Annotated in this window: 16 protein-coding genes; 6 read left to right on the top strand and 10 right to left on the bottom strand. The window is 66.3% G+C overall.

From position 1 onward, the window contains the following. Positions 1-21: 21 nt before the first annotated feature. The 6 genes from ACF3NP_RS11095 to ACF3NP_RS11070 all read right to left on the bottom strand — a co-directional run bounded on the left by ACF3NP_RS11095 (position 22) and on the right by ACF3NP_RS11070 (position 5,954). Positions 22-1,344: an ABC transporter substrate-binding protein gene (locus ACF3NP_RS11095; RefSeq protein WP_181889272.1), complete on the bottom strand. Its 1,323-nt coding sequence runs from the start codon at positions 1,342-1,344 to the stop codon at positions 22-24. A gap of 43 nt (positions 1,345-1,387) precedes the next feature. Then, positions 1,388-2,197, bottom strand: a complete 810-nt coding sequence (locus ACF3NP_RS11090; RefSeq protein WP_236883554.1) for a carbohydrate ABC transporter permease — start codon at positions 2,195-2,197, stop codon at positions 1,388-1,390. Positions 2,198-2,383: 186 nt separating this feature from the next. Beyond that, entirely contained in the window at positions 2,384-3,337 is a 954-nt protein-coding gene (locus ACF3NP_RS11085) for a carbohydrate ABC transporter permease (protein ID WP_181889274.1), read from the bottom strand. A 201-nt stretch (positions 3,338-3,538) separates the two neighbouring features. Continuing rightward, positions 3,539-4,462 (bottom strand): DUF5926 family protein, encoded by a 924-nt coding sequence (locus ACF3NP_RS11080; RefSeq protein WP_181889275.1) that lies wholly within the window; start codon positions 4,460-4,462, stop codon positions 3,539-3,541. Positions 4,463-4,499: 37 nt separating this feature from the next. Further along, on the bottom strand, positions 4,500-5,189 hold the full coding sequence (locus ACF3NP_RS11075) for a glycerophosphodiester phosphodiesterase (RefSeq protein ID WP_392398692.1): 690 nt from the start codon (positions 5,187-5,189) through the stop codon (positions 4,500-4,502). Between the two features lie 9 nt (positions 5,190-5,198). Beyond that, the gene (locus tag ACF3NP_RS11070) at positions 5,199-5,954 is read right to left on the bottom strand and encodes a glycerophosphodiester phosphodiesterase (RefSeq protein ID WP_338025182.1); all 756 of its coding nucleotides are present in this window, start codon (positions 5,952-5,954) and stop codon (positions 5,199-5,201) included. A gap of 64 nt (positions 5,955-6,018) precedes the next feature. Between ACF3NP_RS11070 and ACF3NP_RS11065 the strand changes: the two genes are divergently transcribed. After that, a complete protein-coding gene (locus ACF3NP_RS11065) occupies positions 6,019-7,938 on the top strand; it encodes an alpha/beta-hydrolase family protein (RefSeq protein ID WP_392398691.1) in 1,920 nt (639 codons plus the stop codon). On the opposite strand, the gene msrA is transcribed toward ACF3NP_RS11065, so the two are convergent. After that, positions 7,935-8,588: a peptide-methionine (S)-S-oxide reductase MsrA gene (msrA, locus tag ACF3NP_RS11060; RefSeq protein WP_181889278.1), complete on the bottom strand. Its 654-nt coding sequence runs from the start codon at positions 8,586-8,588 to the stop codon at positions 7,935-7,937. The genes ACF3NP_RS11065 and msrA overlap by 4 nt on opposite strands. 90 nt (positions 8,589-8,678) lie before the next feature. Between msrA and ACF3NP_RS11055 the strand changes: the two genes are divergently transcribed. Then, entirely contained in the window at positions 8,679-9,281 is a 603-nt protein-coding gene (locus ACF3NP_RS11055) for a superoxide dismutase (RefSeq protein ID WP_181889279.1), read from the top strand. Between the two features lie 180 nt (positions 9,282-9,461). After that, entirely contained in the window at positions 9,462-10,634 is a 1,173-nt protein-coding gene (locus ACF3NP_RS11050; RefSeq protein ID WP_236883433.1) for an MFS transporter, read from the top strand. Positions 10,635-10,639: 5 nt separating this feature from the next. Here the strand turns inward: ACF3NP_RS11050 and ACF3NP_RS11045 are convergent, their stop codons facing one another. Then, on the bottom strand, positions 10,640-12,115 hold the full coding sequence (locus ACF3NP_RS11045) for a TM0106 family RecB-like putative nuclease (RefSeq protein WP_338026621.1): 1,476 nt from the start codon (positions 12,113-12,115) through the stop codon (positions 10,640-10,642). 88 nt (positions 12,116-12,203) lie between these two features. Here ACF3NP_RS11045 and ACF3NP_RS11040 point away from each other — a divergent pair, with 88 nt between their 5' ends. Beyond that, positions 12,204-12,839: a DUF6474 family protein gene (locus ACF3NP_RS11040; protein WP_181889281.1), complete on the top strand. Its 636-nt coding sequence runs from the start codon at positions 12,204-12,206 to the stop codon at positions 12,837-12,839. 4 nt (positions 12,840-12,843) lie between these two features. Here the strand turns inward: ACF3NP_RS11040 and ACF3NP_RS11035 are convergent, their stop codons facing one another. After that, the gene (locus tag ACF3NP_RS11035; protein WP_181889282.1) at positions 12,844-13,482 is read right to left on the bottom strand and encodes a LuxR C-terminal-related transcriptional regulator; all 639 of its coding nucleotides are present in this window, start codon (positions 13,480-13,482) and stop codon (positions 12,844-12,846) included. Beyond that, a complete protein-coding gene (locus ACF3NP_RS11030; RefSeq protein WP_181889283.1) occupies positions 13,460-14,737 on the bottom strand; it encodes a sensor histidine kinase in 1,278 nt (425 codons plus the stop codon). The genes ACF3NP_RS11035 and ACF3NP_RS11030 overlap by 23 nt, the downstream gene beginning before the upstream one ends. On the opposite strand from ACF3NP_RS11030, the gene ACF3NP_RS11025 reads away from it, so the two are divergent. Both ACF3NP_RS11025 and ACF3NP_RS11020 read left to right on the top strand, forming a co-directional pair. Further along, a complete protein-coding gene (locus tag ACF3NP_RS11025) occupies positions 14,736-15,281 on the top strand; it encodes a DUF2020 domain-containing protein (protein WP_392398690.1) in 546 nt (181 codons plus the stop codon). The genes ACF3NP_RS11030 and ACF3NP_RS11025 overlap by 2 nt on opposite strands. Then, a complete protein-coding gene (locus ACF3NP_RS11020; RefSeq protein WP_239356147.1) occupies positions 15,278-16,231 on the top strand; it encodes a TIGR00730 family Rossman fold protein in 954 nt (317 codons plus the stop codon). The genes ACF3NP_RS11025 and ACF3NP_RS11020 overlap by 4 nt, the downstream gene beginning before the upstream one ends.

Genomic DNA, 16,231 nt, shown 5'->3' with positions numbered 1-16,231 from the left:
TCGTGCTCGAGCCAGTCCGGGCTACTTATCCAGCTTCGGGGCGATGTCGCGGTCGATGACCTGCTGGGTTTCGGTGTCCAGGTCAGCGAAGACCTTTTCCACGTCCTGGCCACCAACGGTGATCTTGTCCAGTGCTCCGCCGATACGCTTGCCGCCACCCGGAACGAACACACGCGCGTAGTCCTGCGGCTTCGTGTTTTCGTTCAGCTGCTTGATTGCGGTCTCGGCGTTCGGATTCTCGTCCAGGAACTTGCGCTCCTCCGGGTTCTCCAGCGCGTCCTTACGCACCGGCATGTACCCGGTCTTCTGCGAGAACTTGATCGTGTTCTCGGTGTTGGTGATGAAGTCGATGAACTTCACCGCGTTCTTCTTGCGGGCATCCGAGATCCCGTTCGGCACGGCCAAGCCAGCGCCGCCGGTGGCCGCGGACGGGCCGGGGCCCGGCAGGTAGGTGGTGATGAACGGGATGGTCGCGGAGTCTTTCAGGCCGCCGAGGGAGCCAGTGGACTCCAGCAGCGCCGATGCATTGCCGTTGCCGAAAGCAACAGTTGGGTCGGTGCTGATCTCAATGTGGCCCTTCTGCACCTGGTCCTGGAGGAACTTCGCGGCCTCGATGGTCTTCGGGTCGGAGAACGTCGGCTCCCACTCATTGGAGTATGCGCCACCGAACGCCCACACCATGCCCTGGAAGTACCAGTCAAGGTAGCTGGAGCCATCCGGAATGGTCAGCGCCGGGTGGCCGGTCTTTTCCTTGAGTTTGCCCGCCCACTCATCGAACTCCTGCCAGGTCTCCGGGCCACGATCCGTCGGCAGACCCGCAGCAGCCAGGTCGTCGGTGTTCCAGTACATGAGGTTGGTGGAGCGGGAGTAGGGCACGCCGTAGTGCTTCCCGTCGTAGAGGTAGTCGTCGCGCAGGGTATCCACGTAGGAATCGGAGTCGATGTTTTCGGACTCCCACAGCTCGTCCAGTGGGGTCGTGGCGTCGTTCAGCGCAAAATTGAACCAGGTCACGTCCGAAGCGACGATGACGTCCGGCAGGTCATTGCCAGCAAGCGCGGCGTTGAACTTCTGCGCCAACTCCTCGTAGTTGGCACCACCGTCGACCAGCTCGACGGAAAGGTCCGGGTTTTCCTTCTCAAACGCGTCGATGAGCTCCTGCTCCAAATCACGGGACTTACCCGGGTGGTTGGACCAGAAGACAATCTTGTTCTCGTCGCCTGCAGCGTTTCCGCCTCCGTTGCCGCCATCGCTGGTAGACCCGCCTGCGCAAGCAGTGAGGGAAACAGCGGTCAGAGCAGCAAGAGCTGCGGCGCCGAGACGCTTCGTCAGGGAACTGGTGGACATGGGGTTCTCCATTCTTGAATTGGTACGGGGAGTTTGAAGCGGGTCAGCCCTTGACGGCGCCCGCGGTGAGGCCCTTGATCATCTGCTTCTGCAGGAGGATGAACACGATGATCATGGGAAGCGTGGTCAGCACCGTGCCAGCCATCACCGGCGCCCAGTTGGTCAAGCCTTCCGCGTCCTGCAGCCGGGTCAGGCCGACTGGCAGCGTGGCTGCGGCCGGAGTGTCAGTGATGAGGAACGGCCAGAGGTACTCGTTCCACTCGTTGACGACAGTAATGAGCAGGAACGCCGACAGAGTCGGCCAAGACATCGGCAGGACCACCTTGAACAGCCGGGTGAAAAAGTCGGCGCCGTCCATTTCTGCTGCTTCCATAATCTCGGCTGGCAGGGACTGGAAGTGGTTGCGCATGAGGAAACAGCCGAACGCCACACCAGCCAGAGGGACGATGACACCGGTCCAGGTGTCGCGCCACCCCAGCGAGGCAGCCAGGGCGTAGTTGGAAATGATGGTGATCTGGTTGGGCACCATCAGCGCAGCGATCACCAGAAGGAAGAGCAGATTTCGCCCCGGGAATCGCAGAAACGCGAAAGCGTAAGCCGACAGCACCCCGAGGACGACCTTGATCACGGTAAGGATGAGGGTGATGCCGATGGAGTTGCGCAGATACTGCGGGAACCCAGACGTCTCCCACACACGCGCGTAGTTTTCCGGCACCAGAGGGTTGGGCCAGAACGTGATCGGATCCGAGTAGACATCCTGGTAGGTCTTAAACGAGGTGATCACGATGAAGTACAGCGGCACCAAGATCATGAGCACCGTGAGCACCAAAGCGGCATACCCCAAAAACTTCATGCCTTTTGAGCTAGCTTCGGCTGGCGCGCCTTTACGCTTGCGCTGCGCATCGGTGATCACAGGTTCGCTAGACCCCTGGCTGCCGGGCACCGGCGGCAAGGAATCCTCATCGCGCACTATCGCCGCCGGGCGCTGCTGCGCCGGCTTCGCGGACTTGCTGGATTCAGCTGAGAACTGCGTCGACATCTACTTGTCCAACCTCTCCTGCAGCTTGATTTGGAGCACGGTGATAATCAGGACGACGAGGAACATGATCGTGGCTACCGCAGCGCCGTAACCTGCGCGGCCGTTCACGAAGGTTTCCGTATAGACCTGGAACACCATCGTCGTTGTGCCATAGGTGAATGGACCGCCCCTAGTCATCGCGTTGATGACATCGAAGACCTGGAACGAACTAAGCAGCACTGTGATAAGGAGGAAGAACGTGGTGCCTCGCAGCTGCGGCAGCACAACCCGAAAGAAGTGCCGCGACGCGGACGTGCCGTCAATCTCCGCCGCCTCATCAAGGTCGTGCCGGCGCCCCTGCAGCGCAGCCAAGTAGATGACAAAGACGTAGCCGACGTTCTTCCAGATGTAGGTCACCGTGATCATGAACAGCGCCCAACCGGAGTTCTGGTAGAAATTCGGCACCGGAATGTGCAGAAGGTTGAGGAAGTACTGGATCAATCCGTAGCGGGGATCGAACACAAACTGGAAAGCCACACCGATGGCTGCGCCTGCGATGACATACGGGGCGAACACCATGGAACGCACCGCCGCACGTCCGAACAGCTTCTGGTCCAGCAGCACCGCGAGCGCAAGCCCGATCACCATCGATCCCGCCACAGCGAAGAACGTAAAAATCAGTGTGTTCCAGACGATGGTCTTGGTCTCCGGGGCTTGGAACCAGTCGATGTAGTTCTGCAGCCCGACCCACGTCATCGACGGGGAGGAGATGTTCCAGTTGTAGAAAGAGATGCGGATGTTGTCCACCAAAGGGCGGTAGGTGAACAGAATCAACAACAGGAGGTTTGGGCCGACCAACAGCGTGGCCAGGCCTACCTGGCGCCAGTCAATCTTCCGGCGGCCTTTCCGACGGGATGCCGCGTACTCCGCGGAGACCTCTGGCTCCACGGAGATTGCCGGAATTGTCGTACTCATGGGGAGCACCGTAAGCCCCGTCCATGAACGCACAGTTAACTGAGAGTTGTATTAAAGAGAACGTTGCGCCAACGGATCGTGCGCGTCACAAACACCAATATCGTGCGACAACAGCACAATCCTGGCCGCCCCGTTTGGCGCTACATTCTCAGCCTGCGCAAAGAAAGCAGTCACCCGGGGCGTTCAAGAATCACGCACGCGCTAGATGGTCACCTGACGGGACCTGATGTTGTCCAGCTGCTTGCGCTCGTCGGCGGTCAACGCGGCGTCGTTGCTGTACTCGGCCTCGATCTGCCTGTTCAGCGCGGCCAGCGCCTCCTCGTAGGAGCCTGCGTCCACGGACGGGTCGAGGTCGAACACCGGCACGACCAGGCCGTGGGTGCGGAAGGCGCCGGCGAACTTGGTGCCTTCGCCCAGGTTCAGCTCGCCGCGCGCGGCGATGCGGGCCAGCGCGGAGAGCATCTGCGCCTCGTTGTCCTCGGTGCGCACCCAACGGATGTGCGCCTTGCCGCCGCCAGGGTTGACCCACCAGATCGCGCCCGGCAGGTCCACGCCGACCTTCTCGGACGGCAGGACAGCGTCGTTGGCCTGCTGTAGCGCCTGCTGGATCTGCGGCGGAACGGCGGCACCTTCGGGGAACCACCAGGCAAAATCGTCGTAGGTGGTGATGTCGGGCACCACGGAGGTGTCGATAAGCGAAGCGAGCTCCGGCTGCGAACCATCGGCGACGGTGGACTGCAGCGTCTCACCCGGCGCCGCATCGACGACCCAGTTCAGGGCGTACGCGAGGTCGCGGCCCGGGTTCTGGGAGTGGGAGGTGACCTGCAGGGCAACGAAGCGCTCGCCGCCCTCGGACTCCTCGCGCACCAGCGCGGCGCCGGCTCCCGGCAGCACGGTGACGATGTTCACCGGGGTGCCCTTGATGTCAAACTTAGCCACGGCGGACGGCACGAACTCCTGCAGCGCGACCAGGTCGGCCTCTGCGGCCAGGCCGCCGAACGGGCGGGGGTCCTTCTGCAGCTTCTCGCGCTCGGCTGCGCGGGCGGCCAGCTTGGCCTCGCGGCGGGACATGCCCTCGGGCAGGTCCTCGCGGTTCTTCTTCTTTTTCGGCTTGCGTTGCACCATGCGCGCAATCGTACCGGCCACGCTACGGCCGCGAACGCTACGCCAAGGTCTCTAACGCGATATGCGGCAGGTCGGTGCCGATCAGCGACGCGCCGTGTTGCTGCAGCCAGATCATGTCCTTAGGCAGATTCACGGTCCACACGTAGGTGCGGAATTCTCCGCCGAGCAGCTCGGGGTGGGCCTTCGCCATGCGTACGCTCGGCCCGGCGCCGCAAGCACCCACTGGTTCGAATGCCTCCTCAACAAGCAGAAACGTCTCAAGTTCCGGCAAGAGACGCTGGAAACGTTCGACCGCCTCCGGGTTGAAAGAGATCAGGTGGACGCGCGGATCACGTTCCATGCCTCGGGAGCGCAGCACGTCGGCCACGGCCTCTTCCAGCACCCCGCCGAACGGCGACGGGTGCTTCGTCTCAATGAGAATGTGCTTGCCGGGATACTGATTCAGCAAAGTCAACAGCTCGTCCAACAGCATGATCTGCTGCGGATCGTCCTCGGTGCCGATGTTGAGTTGGCGGAGCTCGTCGAGAGGCATCTGCGCCACCTCGCCAGAGCCGTCAGAGGTGTGGTCTACGGTCAAGTCGTGGATGACCACCACCTGTCCGTCTGCCGTCAGGTTTACGTCGCACTCGATGCCGGCGATGTCCAGCTTGAGCGCCTCCTCGAAGGAGCGAAGGGTGTTTTCCGGGTACAGGCCGTTGAAGCCGCGGTGCGCGATGATTCCAGTCATATTTCCTCCCTACCCCGCCACCGCCGCGGCCGGCACCTGCCCGTACGCGGCCAAAGCGACGTCCGGCAGGTCGGTGGCGATGACGTCGACGCCGTTGTCGGCGCACCAGCGCATTTGGCGCGGGGTATTCACGGTCCAGGTGTAGGTGCGCAACCCCCGGTAGCCCAGCAGCTCTTGGCGCAGTTGCAGGTGCTGCAGCGCAGGCCCGACGCCGTAGGGGCGGGAGAGCATGCGGCTCTTGCGGTTCCACCGCATCTCTTTCAGGCGGAACAGGTAGAAGGTTTCCAGCTCGGGCGCCATTTCGGTGAAGTAGCGCACGGCGCGGTGGGAAAAGGAGATCACGTGCACGTTTTCGGATTCGTGCAGCCCGGCGTAGCGCAACGTTCGCAAGGTCTGCTCGTCCACCTCGGGCCCGTAGATGGTGGGGTGCTTCGTTTCGATGTAGATGTGCTTGTCCGGGTAGTCCTGCATGAGTTCGAGCAGTTCTTCCAGGCACATGATCTGCTGCGGCTCGTCTTTGGTGCCGCAGTTGAGCTCCCGCAACGCCGAGAAGTCCAGGCAGTCCACGCGGCCGCGGCCGTCGGTGGTGCGGTTGACCGACGCGTCGTGGAAGACCACCACGCGCCCGTCGCGGCTGAGGCGCACGTCGCATTCGATGCCGTGGATGGGCAGCTTCAAAGCTTCTTCGAACGCCCGGCGCGTCAGCTCGGGGTGGTGTCCGGAGAATCCGCGGTGCGCAACAATCTTGGGCATCTTCTCGCTCACGGCTGCGAGGCTACCCGCGCGCAGCAGCCCCCGCGACCGGAACATTTTTGGAACAATCGCTTCCGTGCCTTCCAATTTCCTCGTCAAAGCCCGCACCGCTTTAGATCAGCTGCCGGACGCGCTGCAACGCGCGCGTTCGCGCTATTCCGTCAAGCGCGACGGTGTGCTGGCGTTGCCGATGGGCGTGTTGGAGGTGCTGGCTGACATCTCCCCGGGCGTGCGCATGGGTGGTCTGCGGCGCTTGCCTCCGAGTTTCCGCGCGGGGCTTGCGGGGGCTGAGGTGGCGACGTGGGGTGCGGTGTCGCCGTCGCTGCTGCCTCACAGCTGGTGGGCGACTGCCGCGAACGTCGGTGTGTTGCAGGGCCTGGGCCATGGCTTTGCGACGGTAGCTTCGCAGGCCCTCCGCCCCGTCCGCTCCGACGAACCGCAGAGCTTGCTTCCCGGCCCGGTGCGCCTGGCCATGACGGGTGTGACCGCCGGCGTGTTTGTCACGTCGCTGCACCGCCGCGCTCACCAGGAAAAGCTGGTGGAAAGCGACGAGAAGTTCAAGGTCAGCCCGCAGATCCTCGGCATCACGGTGGGCACGCTGGGCTACGGCGTGGTGCTGCTTGTCGGCGATGCGATCCAGACGTTCATCGACGCGATCAACGAGCTGCTGGGCAAGAAGCTGCCGCCGGTGGCGTCGTGGCCGCTGGCGATCGCGGGCGGCGGCGCGCTGCTGATTCTGGTTGGCGACCAGATGGTGGTGCGCCGCTTCGCGGTGCGCGTGAGCCGCCAGGCGCAGGAGCTGGACCGCGAGTTCATGCGCGGGGCGGACCAGCCGAAGCGGCCTGAGCGTTCCGGTTCGCCGGAGTCGCTGGTGGACTGGAACACGATGGGCCGCCAGGGCCGCGCGGTGGTGGCCGGCGGCCCCCGCAAGGAGGACATCGAGCGCCTCGTGGACGGCGGGGCGATGGAGCCGATCCGCATCTTCGTCGGCCTGGACACAGAGCGCGACCAGGCCCCGGACTTCGAGGAAATGGCCGCCGTCGCGGTCGAGGAGATGCACCGCACCGGCGCGTTCGAGCGCAGCCACATCGCGGTGATGTCGGCGGCGGGCACGGGCTGGATCAACGACTTTCACACCTCGGGTTTCGAGTTTGTCACCCGCGGCGACTCGGCCGTGGTGGCCATGCAGTACTCCTACCTGCCCTCGGCGTATTCCTATTTGGCGGACCGCAAGAACCCGGTGAACTCCTCGCGCGTGCTCATCGAGGCAATCCGCAGCGAGCTGGAACAACTCGACCCCGAAACACGCCCGAAGCTCTACGTCGGCGGAGAATCGCTGGGCGCGTACGGCGTGTCGGACGCGTTCGAGACCGTCGAGGAGTTCCTTGAGCAAACCTCAGGCGGCGTGTTCACGGGCACGCCCGGCTTCGCCAGCAACCACAGCTACCTCACCCGTCACCGCGAGAAGGGCTCCCCGCAGCGCCTCCCGCTTATCGACGGCGGCCGCCACGTCCGCTTCACCGCCCACCCCGCGCACCTGCGCCACGACTTCCGCGGCCATTCCTACGCCAACACCTGGGTCGAGCCCCGGTTCGTCTTCGCCCAGCATGCCTCTGACCCGGTGGTGTGGTGGGAGCCGTCCCTGGCGTGGAAGGCCCCGGACTGGCTGCGCGAACCCGGATCGCGTGGCGAGCCCGCCCCGCCCGCCCAGCACTTGGACGCGCTGGACACGATGCGCTGGATGCCGCTGGTGACGTACTGGCAGATCGGCATCGACCAGCTGCCGTCGAAGGACTACCCCTCACCCCACGGGCACAACTACCACGACGAAACCGTCGCCTACTGGAACGCGGTCATCCACGGCGCGGGCGACGACGCGGATGAGGCGGCGCTTTCCCGCCCGAGCTGGTGCGTGTGGCGCGCTGGATCCACAACGACGCCACGAAGACCCGCATGCCTAAAGGCGGGTTCCCCTCAAAGCACGGCTACTAGCTAGATCCCGCAGGCCACGCCGGTGGAGTGGTGCGGGCAGTATCCGTTGGGCACCTTGTGCAGGTACTGCTGGTGCTCCTCCTCAGCGAGGTAGTACTTCACGCCGTCGGCCTCCACGGATTTCACCTCGGTGGTGATGTCGCCGTACCCGGCGCTTTGCAGGTCCTGCTCGTACTGGCGGATCCACCCGCGGACCTGTTCGGCCTCCTCCTCGGTGTCGGTGTAGAAGGCGGAGCGGTACTGGGTGCCCACGTCGTTGCCCTGGCGGTAGCCCTGGGTCGGGTCGTGCGCCTCCAGCGCGGTCTTCACAATGTCTTTCAGCGTGATCACCTCCGGGTCGTAGACCACCTCCACCGTCTCAACGTGGTTGGTCTGCCCGGAGCACACCTCGCGGTACGTCGGGTTCGGCGTGACGCCGCCGGCGTAGCCCACCGAGGTGGAGTTCACGCCGTCGAGCTGCCAAAACATCTTCTCCGCGCCCCAGAAGCAGCCGATGCCCACGAGCACGCGTTTCTGGCCCTCGCGCCACGGCCCCGTGGTGGGCGTGCCCAGCACGGCGTGCTCGCGCGGGTTGGCCAGGACCGGCTCGGGGCGGCCGGGGAGGGCGGAGCTGACATCGACAAGCTTTGGCGAAGGTGCGAAAAGAAATCCCATGCCCTACACAACGACTTCGGCCACAACACTGTTCCCAAATTTTCTCTACCATGGGGTCCGCAACTGATTCGCAGACGAAAGGAATCAATCATGGCTGTTTACGAGCTTCCCGATCTCCCCTACGCATACGACGCGCTGGAGCCGCACATCTCCGAAGAGATTATGACGCTGCACCACGACAAGCACCACGCGACCTACGTCGCTGGCGCGAACGCCGCGCTCGAGGCCCTCGAGGCCGAGCGCAACGGTGAGGCGAACCCGGACCGCCTGCGCGCCCTGTCCAAGAACCTGGCGTTCAACCTTGGCGGCCACACCAACCACTCCATCTTCTGGAAGAACATGGCACCGAACGCCGGCGGCAACCCGACCGGTGAGATCGCTGAGGCCATCGACCGCGACTTCGGCTCCTTCGATGCCTTCAAGAAGCAGTTCGCTGGCGTGGCCACCGGCCTGCAGGGCTCCGGCTGGGCAGTGCTCGGCTACGACCACATCGCTGGCCGCCTGATCATCCAGCAGCTGACCGACCAGCAGGGCAACATCTCCGTGGACTTCACGCCGGTGCTCATGCTGGATATGTGGGAGCACGCGTTCTACCTGCAGTACAAGAACGTCAAGGCTGATTACGTCGAGGCTTGGTGGAACGTTGTCAACTGGGACGACGTCAACGAGCGCTACGCAAAGGCATCTGCCTAACGACGGCTCCGCCTCCCCTCACACCAGCGCCCGCCACCTCCGTTTTGGAGGCGGCGGGCGTTGGCTTTCCCTGTGATACGTCGAGTCCCTGCGAACTCAGAACTGATCCTAGGTTAGGCTTACCTTATCCCGCAAGAGGTTTTGCGAAATTCCTGCTGCGAATTTCCTAGCATGGTGGGCATGCAGAAAGGCAGCCTGGAATACCGTCGCGCAACGTGGGCCATGCTGGCGTTCGGACTAGCCATCTTCAACGCCTTGTACGCAACACAAGCACTGCTGCCCACCCTCACTACCGAACTGGCAGTGAGCCCGTCCACCGCTGCCCTGACCGTCTCCGCTGCCACCGGCGCCCTGGCGCTGTGCGTGGTGCCCGCCTCAATCCTGTCGGAGAAGTACGGGCGCGGACGAGTGCTGGTGGTCTCGGCGCTCGGCGCGACCGCGCTCGGCCTCGCGCTGCCGCTGGCGCAGACCGCGGGGCAGCTCATCGCCCTTCGCGCAGTGCAGGGCGCGCTCATCGCCGGCACCCCTGCGGTAGCCATGACCTGGCTGTCTGAAGAACTGGACCCGAACGATCTGCCCGGCGCGATGGGCCTGTACATCGCCGGTAACTCCATCGGTGGCTTGAGCGGGCGCCTTATCCCGGCCGGGCTTCTGGAGGTCACCTCCTGGCGCTGGGCCATGTTCGGCAGCGCCATGGTTGCCTTCACGCTGGCGGCGCTGGCGGCGTGGGCGTTGCCAGAGCAGCGCAATTTTGTGCCGAAGGCGTCGATACGCCCCAGCGTGGAGGTGCGCGCGATGCTGGGCCACCTGAAAAACCCGCGGCTGGTGGGGCTGTACGCCACCGCATTTATCGCCATGGGTGTGTTCGTCTCCATGTACAACTTCTTCGGCTTCCGCGCGGTGCTGGACTACGGGCTGCCCGCGGCGCTGTCGGGCCTGGTGTACGTGGTGTACCTGTCCGGCACGTGGTCGAGCGCGCGGGCCGGCGCATTCTCCAAGCGCTACGGCCGCGGCCTGGTGGTGCTCGCCTCCGCGCTGCTGATGCTGGCGGGCGCGCTCGCCGTGGCCGCACCCAGCCTGTGGGTCGCGCTCGCCGGACTGCTCGTGTTCACGGCGAGCTTCTTCGCGCTCCACTCGACGGCCTCCGGCTGGGTCGGACTCATCGCCGAGCACGACCGCGCGGAAGCGTCCAGCATGTACGTGTTCTGCTACTACATGGGCTCGTCGATCCTGGGGGCGGCGACCGGCTGGGCCTACGAGGGGCTGCCGTGGGCCGGGTTCGTCGCGGTGCTCGCCGCGATGCTCACTGCACTAGCGCTGGTGGCCGTGGCGCTTTGGAAGGCGGAGCGGTAGGGCCGCTACACCGCGCCGAACTCCGGCACGCCCGGCGCGCCGGCGGCGAGGAAGTCGCGCACGGCGCGGGTGGCTCGGCAGTCGTCCTCGTTGTAGCGCAGCAGCATGTCGCGGGCGGCCTGGTCCCCGAACCGGGCGGCGCGGCGCAGCGCGACGGAGCGCTCGCCGTCGACGTCGTCGTCCTCCCACTCAAAGCCCACGACCGGGCCCAGCGCCTTCAGCCCCAGCCCGTCGGTGCCCACTAGCGATCGGCGCACGTGCGCGAACACGTCCACCCACTCGTCGGAGGCGATGAACGCGGCCACCTCGGCCTCGTCCACCGAGCCGAACCGCCTCGCGGAGGAGCGCAGCCAGTGGTTCTCCCCGCCCGCGGCGTAGCAGTAGGCGCGGAAGGTCTTGCCCTCGGCGTGGGCGGCCGCCCGGCGCGCCATCAGCCAGGACCAGAACGCGGCGAAGTTCTCCTCCTCGGCGTCGCCGCCGACATCGTCCCAGGTGACAAACGCGCGGTAGTCGGCGCCGTCGAACGTGCCCCACAGGTAGGCCCCCTGGTCCAGGTAGGCCTCCATATCCACGTCGACCTCCACGTCGGCGCGGGGCGCGGGCGCGAAACCGGGGCGCCGCAGCACGGGGATGCCTGCGCGCCAGGCGCGGGCCAGGGCGGCGGGTTCGGGCGGAGCTTCGTCGATAAGCTGCTGCACCGTATCGATCCCGCGCTCGCGCCACACGTCGCCGCGGCCGCCCGGAAGCAGCAGCGAGATGTCGTCGAGCTCGACCAGGCGCGGCTCGCACAGCGGCCAGAAACGGCAGGTGGCGCACTGTTTCAGGCGCTTTGGCTCGGTCGGCAGCGGCGCCAGCAGCGCGGCCACGAGCGGCTCGATGTAGCGCGACGGGTCGCACAGGTACGCACGCGTTCGGTCCTGGCCGATGACCGCCCCGCGGCCGTCCGCGCGCCCGCCGAGCAGCAGGTGCGCCAGCGTGACGCGGTAGCCGTCCACGGTGTGGTGGCGCGCCTTCGCCCCCACCACAAGTGGCTTGCCCAGCCCGAGCCGGCCGGTGGGGATCATCTCCAGCTCGGCGCTCGGGTGCGAGCGGGCGACGCGGTGGTTGGAAATCACCACGGGCAGGTACCCGGCGTCGGTGCGCACGAGGATGTCCACATCGGCTTCCGCGTCCACGCCCTCCACCGCGCCGGTCAGGGTGGCGTTGGTGATCAGGTGCGCGCGGCGTCGTAAAGCATCCTGCGTTGCTGCCACACGGTCTGAGCCAGGGTCGATGTCCACCCGCACAAACGCCTTGCCAGCGCCGTCGCCCAGAGCGCGCTTGACGGGCAGCAGGTCGAACACGGCGGCGCGGGCGGCGTCGATCTGCGGCTGGCGCAGCAACGCCTCCGGCAATTCGGGTACGTCCGGGTGCGCGCGGCGCTGCCGCTGGCGGAAGCGGCAGCCCACAAGGTCCGAGGCGCGCACAGGTTCGTTACTCACAATGCCCCAAACGATACCTGGGCAGGGGTAGTGCCCCGGAAGGTAGAGTGAATGGGCGTTAGAGCGAACGATTAGAGGAGATACAACCATGGGTGTTTTCGAGGCCATCCGCAAGTCCCGCGCGAAGACGAAGGCCGAGGTCAAGGCGGCGCAGACGCACGCGCGCCAGCTGGCCAAGCAGGAGGCGAAGGCCGACGAGCGCGTGGCCAAGCTCCTGGACAAGGCGGAAAAGCGCCTGCTCAAGGAGGAGAAGAAGGGCCTGAAGCGTAAGCAGAAGCATGAGAAGGACCTGGCCAAGGCGCACCTGAAGCGCATCCAGGAGTCCGGCGTGACGCAGAAGAAGGCGAAGCAGTGGGTCTCCGCCGCGCGCATCCTGGTGCCGGTGCTGCTGCCGCTGGTGTACAAGGCGCTGACCTCGTTCCAGCAGGGCCAGGTGAACAACCGCGCCGCCGGTCTGGGTCTGACGTCGCAGGATCTCGCGCGCCACTCCGGCCGCGGCGCCGAGCTCAAGGCGCGTATCGACGCCGTCCGGCAGAACATCGACCAGACCGACAACCTCGGCGAGGGCTTCAAGGGCGACGCGCGCGTGCGTCTCGACGAGCTGGAGCAGGCCGTGCGCAACGCCGAGCACGCCAACCCGGAGCAGCGCCGCCTGGCGCACAACTCCATCGACGAGGACCTGAACAAGCTGGCGGCAGAGGTGCACGCCAAGCTGTCGAAGTAGCGCGCTACAGCACGCCTTGCTCGCGCGCGGACGCCACGGCGGAGGTGCGCGAGCGCACGCCCAGCTTGTCGTAGATGTGCACGAGGTGGGATTTCACGGTCGCCTCGGAGAGCATGAGCTGGCGGCCGATTTCGCGGTTGGAGGAACCGGCCGCGACTAGCTGGAGCACTTCCAGCTCGCGCGGGGTGAGCGAGGAGCGCGGGGTGCGTTCCCTGGATTCGAGCCGGTTGCGCACGACGGGGGACATGGTGGCGTCGCCGCGGGCAGTGGAGCGCACGGCTGCCACGAGTTCCTCCGGCGGCGCGTCTTTGAGCAGGTAGCCCACGGCGCCGGCTTCGATGGCGCCGAGGATGTCCGCGTCCGTGTCGTAGTTGGTCACCACCAGCACCTTGGGCGGGTTGGTCATGTTGGCCCGGATCGCGGCGGTGGCCTGGGCGCCTGTGGTCACGCGCTGGCCTTCCGCGCCGGCGCCGAAGCGCAGGTCCATGAGGATGACGTCGATGCCGCCGGCCTGCGCGGTGGCAATCGCGCCTTCGGCGGTGGCTACCTCGGCCACCACTTTGATGTCCTCGGCGGCTTCCAAAACGGAGCGCAGGCCGAGGCGGACAATCTCGTGGTCGTCAGCCAGCAGTACCCGGATCAACGTCGGTCTCCTCGTCAGAGTCAAGGTCAGTCTTTTGGTTGATACTAACCGGCACTGCCACGGTCAGCGCCGTCGGCCCGCCGGGCGCGGACTCAATCTCCAACTTTCCGCCCAGCTCCGCGGCCCGCGAGCGCATCGCGTCCAGCCCCAGGTGGCCCAGCCCGCTGGGTTTGAGCCCCTGCGCGTCCACGTCGAAGCCGCGGCCGTTGTCCACCACGTCCAGGCGCACTTCCTCCGGCGCGTAGGTCAGGGTGATGCGGGCGGCACTCGCCTCGGCGTGGTTGACCACGTTGGACACCGCGCCCTGGGCGATGCGCAGCAGCCCGGCCTCCACCCGCATGGGCAGCGGGACGGCCTCGCCGTCGACTTCCACCCCGATGTCCAGGCCGCCGGCCTCGCCGAAGTCCCCGGCCACCCGCGCCAGCGCGTCGCGCAGCGAGGACTCGGTCAGCGGCGCCGGCGCGAGCGCGGCGATCATCGCGCGGGTTTCCGCCAGGTTATTCGACGCCGCCCGGCGCGCCGTCTCCATCTTCCTCAGCGGCACTTGCGCAACCCCCTCCGGCAGCCCGCTTGCCCGCACGTCCTGCTCCGCCGAGTGCAGCAGCATCTGGATCGAGGAGAGGTTCTGCGCCACCGTGTCGTGCAGCTCGTGCGCGAGGCGTTCGCGCTCCTGGGCCACGCCGGCGGCGCGTTCGGTGTCGGCGAGGCGGTCGCGTGTGGCCAGCAGTTCGTCGATAAGCTGCTGCCTCTCACGGCTGACCCGGGTGATGGTGTCGAAGGCGTACGCGATCGCCACCACAACCACCGCGGACAGCGCCGGGCCCATAATCCCGCCCAGGGTCAGCCCCGCCGGGATCTGCATAGCGATAGAGATGCCCAGGCACGCCACCACCCACGCGTAGCCGACCCAGTTGTCGAAGGCGCGCAGCGCCACGAAGAACAGCACGAACACCCAGTACACGGCCACGGGCGAGACGGTCATGTCCGCCACCCACACCGCCGTCGCCCCCAGCATCCAGGCCACACGCCCCCACGCGCCCCAGCGGTACATCTCCACCATGCCGTAGAACAGCAGAAACGCGAACGCGGCGGTCAGCACAATGTGCAGCAGCGCCTCGTTGAGCGGCATGCGCGCGAGCGCACCGAAGGAGACGAGCATGAGGCACACCGCCAGCACCGTGATGCCCAAATCGAGCGCCCGGTAGTCCGCGGTCTTTCCGGGATGCTGCTCCAACAGCACTAATCTGGAGCTCATGCGTCTGAGAGTACCCACCGCCCTGTTCGTGCTCGCCCTCGCCGGGTGTTCGCAGGAGCCTTCGCCTATCGACGACCCTCCGGCCGCCCCCACACCCGAACCAGCCCTGCCAGTAGAAGCACTCCCCGACACCCCGCGCGACAGCTGGACCGAGTGCCCCTACCTGGACACCGACTGGGTCGCGCAAACCAACGGCCAGCGCGTCACCGGCGTGGGCACGGACACCCGCTTCGACCCGCCGGCGTGCCAGTTCTGGTCCTACCCCGAGGAGCCGCAGCTGACCGTGCTGGTGCGCCACATGGACTCCGTGGAAGACGCCCGCGCCGTGGTGGACTTCGTCGCCCCGGTGGACCTGACCCAGCCGGCGGCGCTGCCCGGCGGGTGGGACGGCGGCCGCCACGGCGGCGGCGATGTGCCCGGCCGCATCGGCGCAGCGTACGCCGTGGCCAAAGGCGCTACCGCGGTGGCGGTGTTCACTAACCAGCACGAGTCTGTCAAGGCCGAAACGGTGGCGAAGGAAGTAATCGCTAACCTGGCCCTGTGAATACTCCCGTGATGATCTCCGTAGCCGCCATCGTGTTCACCGACGAGCAGGGCCGCGTGCTGTGCGTGCGCAAACACACCAGCCCGCGCTTCCAGCTGCCGGGCGGCAAGCCGGAGCCCGGCGAGACGCTGGTGGACACCGCGCTGCGCGAGACCCGGGAGGAGGTTGGCCTGGACGTCGACGCGGAAGATCTGAGCTACCTGGGCCAGTTCAGCGCGCCGGCCTCCAACGAGCCGGGCTGCACCGTCACCTCGACAGTGTTTTTGCACCCCGGCGCCGGCCTGTCCCCCGCGCCGGCAGCGGAGATCGCCGAGGCCCGCTGGATCGACCCCACGGCCCCCGACGCCGAGCTCGCGCCGCTGCTGCGCGGCGAGATCTTCCCGGCGCTGAAGTCCCGCGAGATCGAAGCCATCGCGGTCTACGCCGGGGCGCGCGAGGGCACCAACCCCAACAACGCCGCGTTGGCCAGGTCATTCGGCGAGGCGTTGGCGGAGGCCGACATCACCTTGGTCTACGGCGGGTCCAAATTGGGGCTGATGGGCGAGGTGGCCGAGGGGGCGTCGACAAGCATTGGCATCCTCACTGAACACCTGGTCAACTACGAGCTACAGTACGAAGGCCTCGAGCGCCTCGAGGTGGTGACTACCATGTCCGAGCGCAAGGCCCGCATGAGCGAGCTTGCCGACGCCATCGTGGCCCTACCCGGCGGCGCCGGCACCCTGGACGAGCTGTTCGAGGAATGGACCAGCCAACAACTCGGCCTGCACAACAAACCGATCGGGCTGTTGGGCAGCGAGTTCTGGGCGCCGCTGGTGGCGATGATCGACCACATGGTGGAGCAGGGCTTCATGCGGCGCACAGACCGCGCGCACATGGTCGTCGCCGACGACCCGCAGGAACTCCTGGCCAAACTGCGCGCCTGGGCGCCGCCGGTGCCGCGCTGGCTCTAA

Origin of the sequence: Corynebacterium lehmanniae (genome assembly GCF_043161975.1) — a bacterium.
Lineage (GTDB): Bacteria > Actinomycetota > Actinomycetes > Mycobacteriales > Mycobacteriaceae > Corynebacterium > Corynebacterium lehmanniae.
Note: the sequence above shows the minus strand (reverse complement) of the source record. Positions and strands in the feature narration are given on the sequence as shown.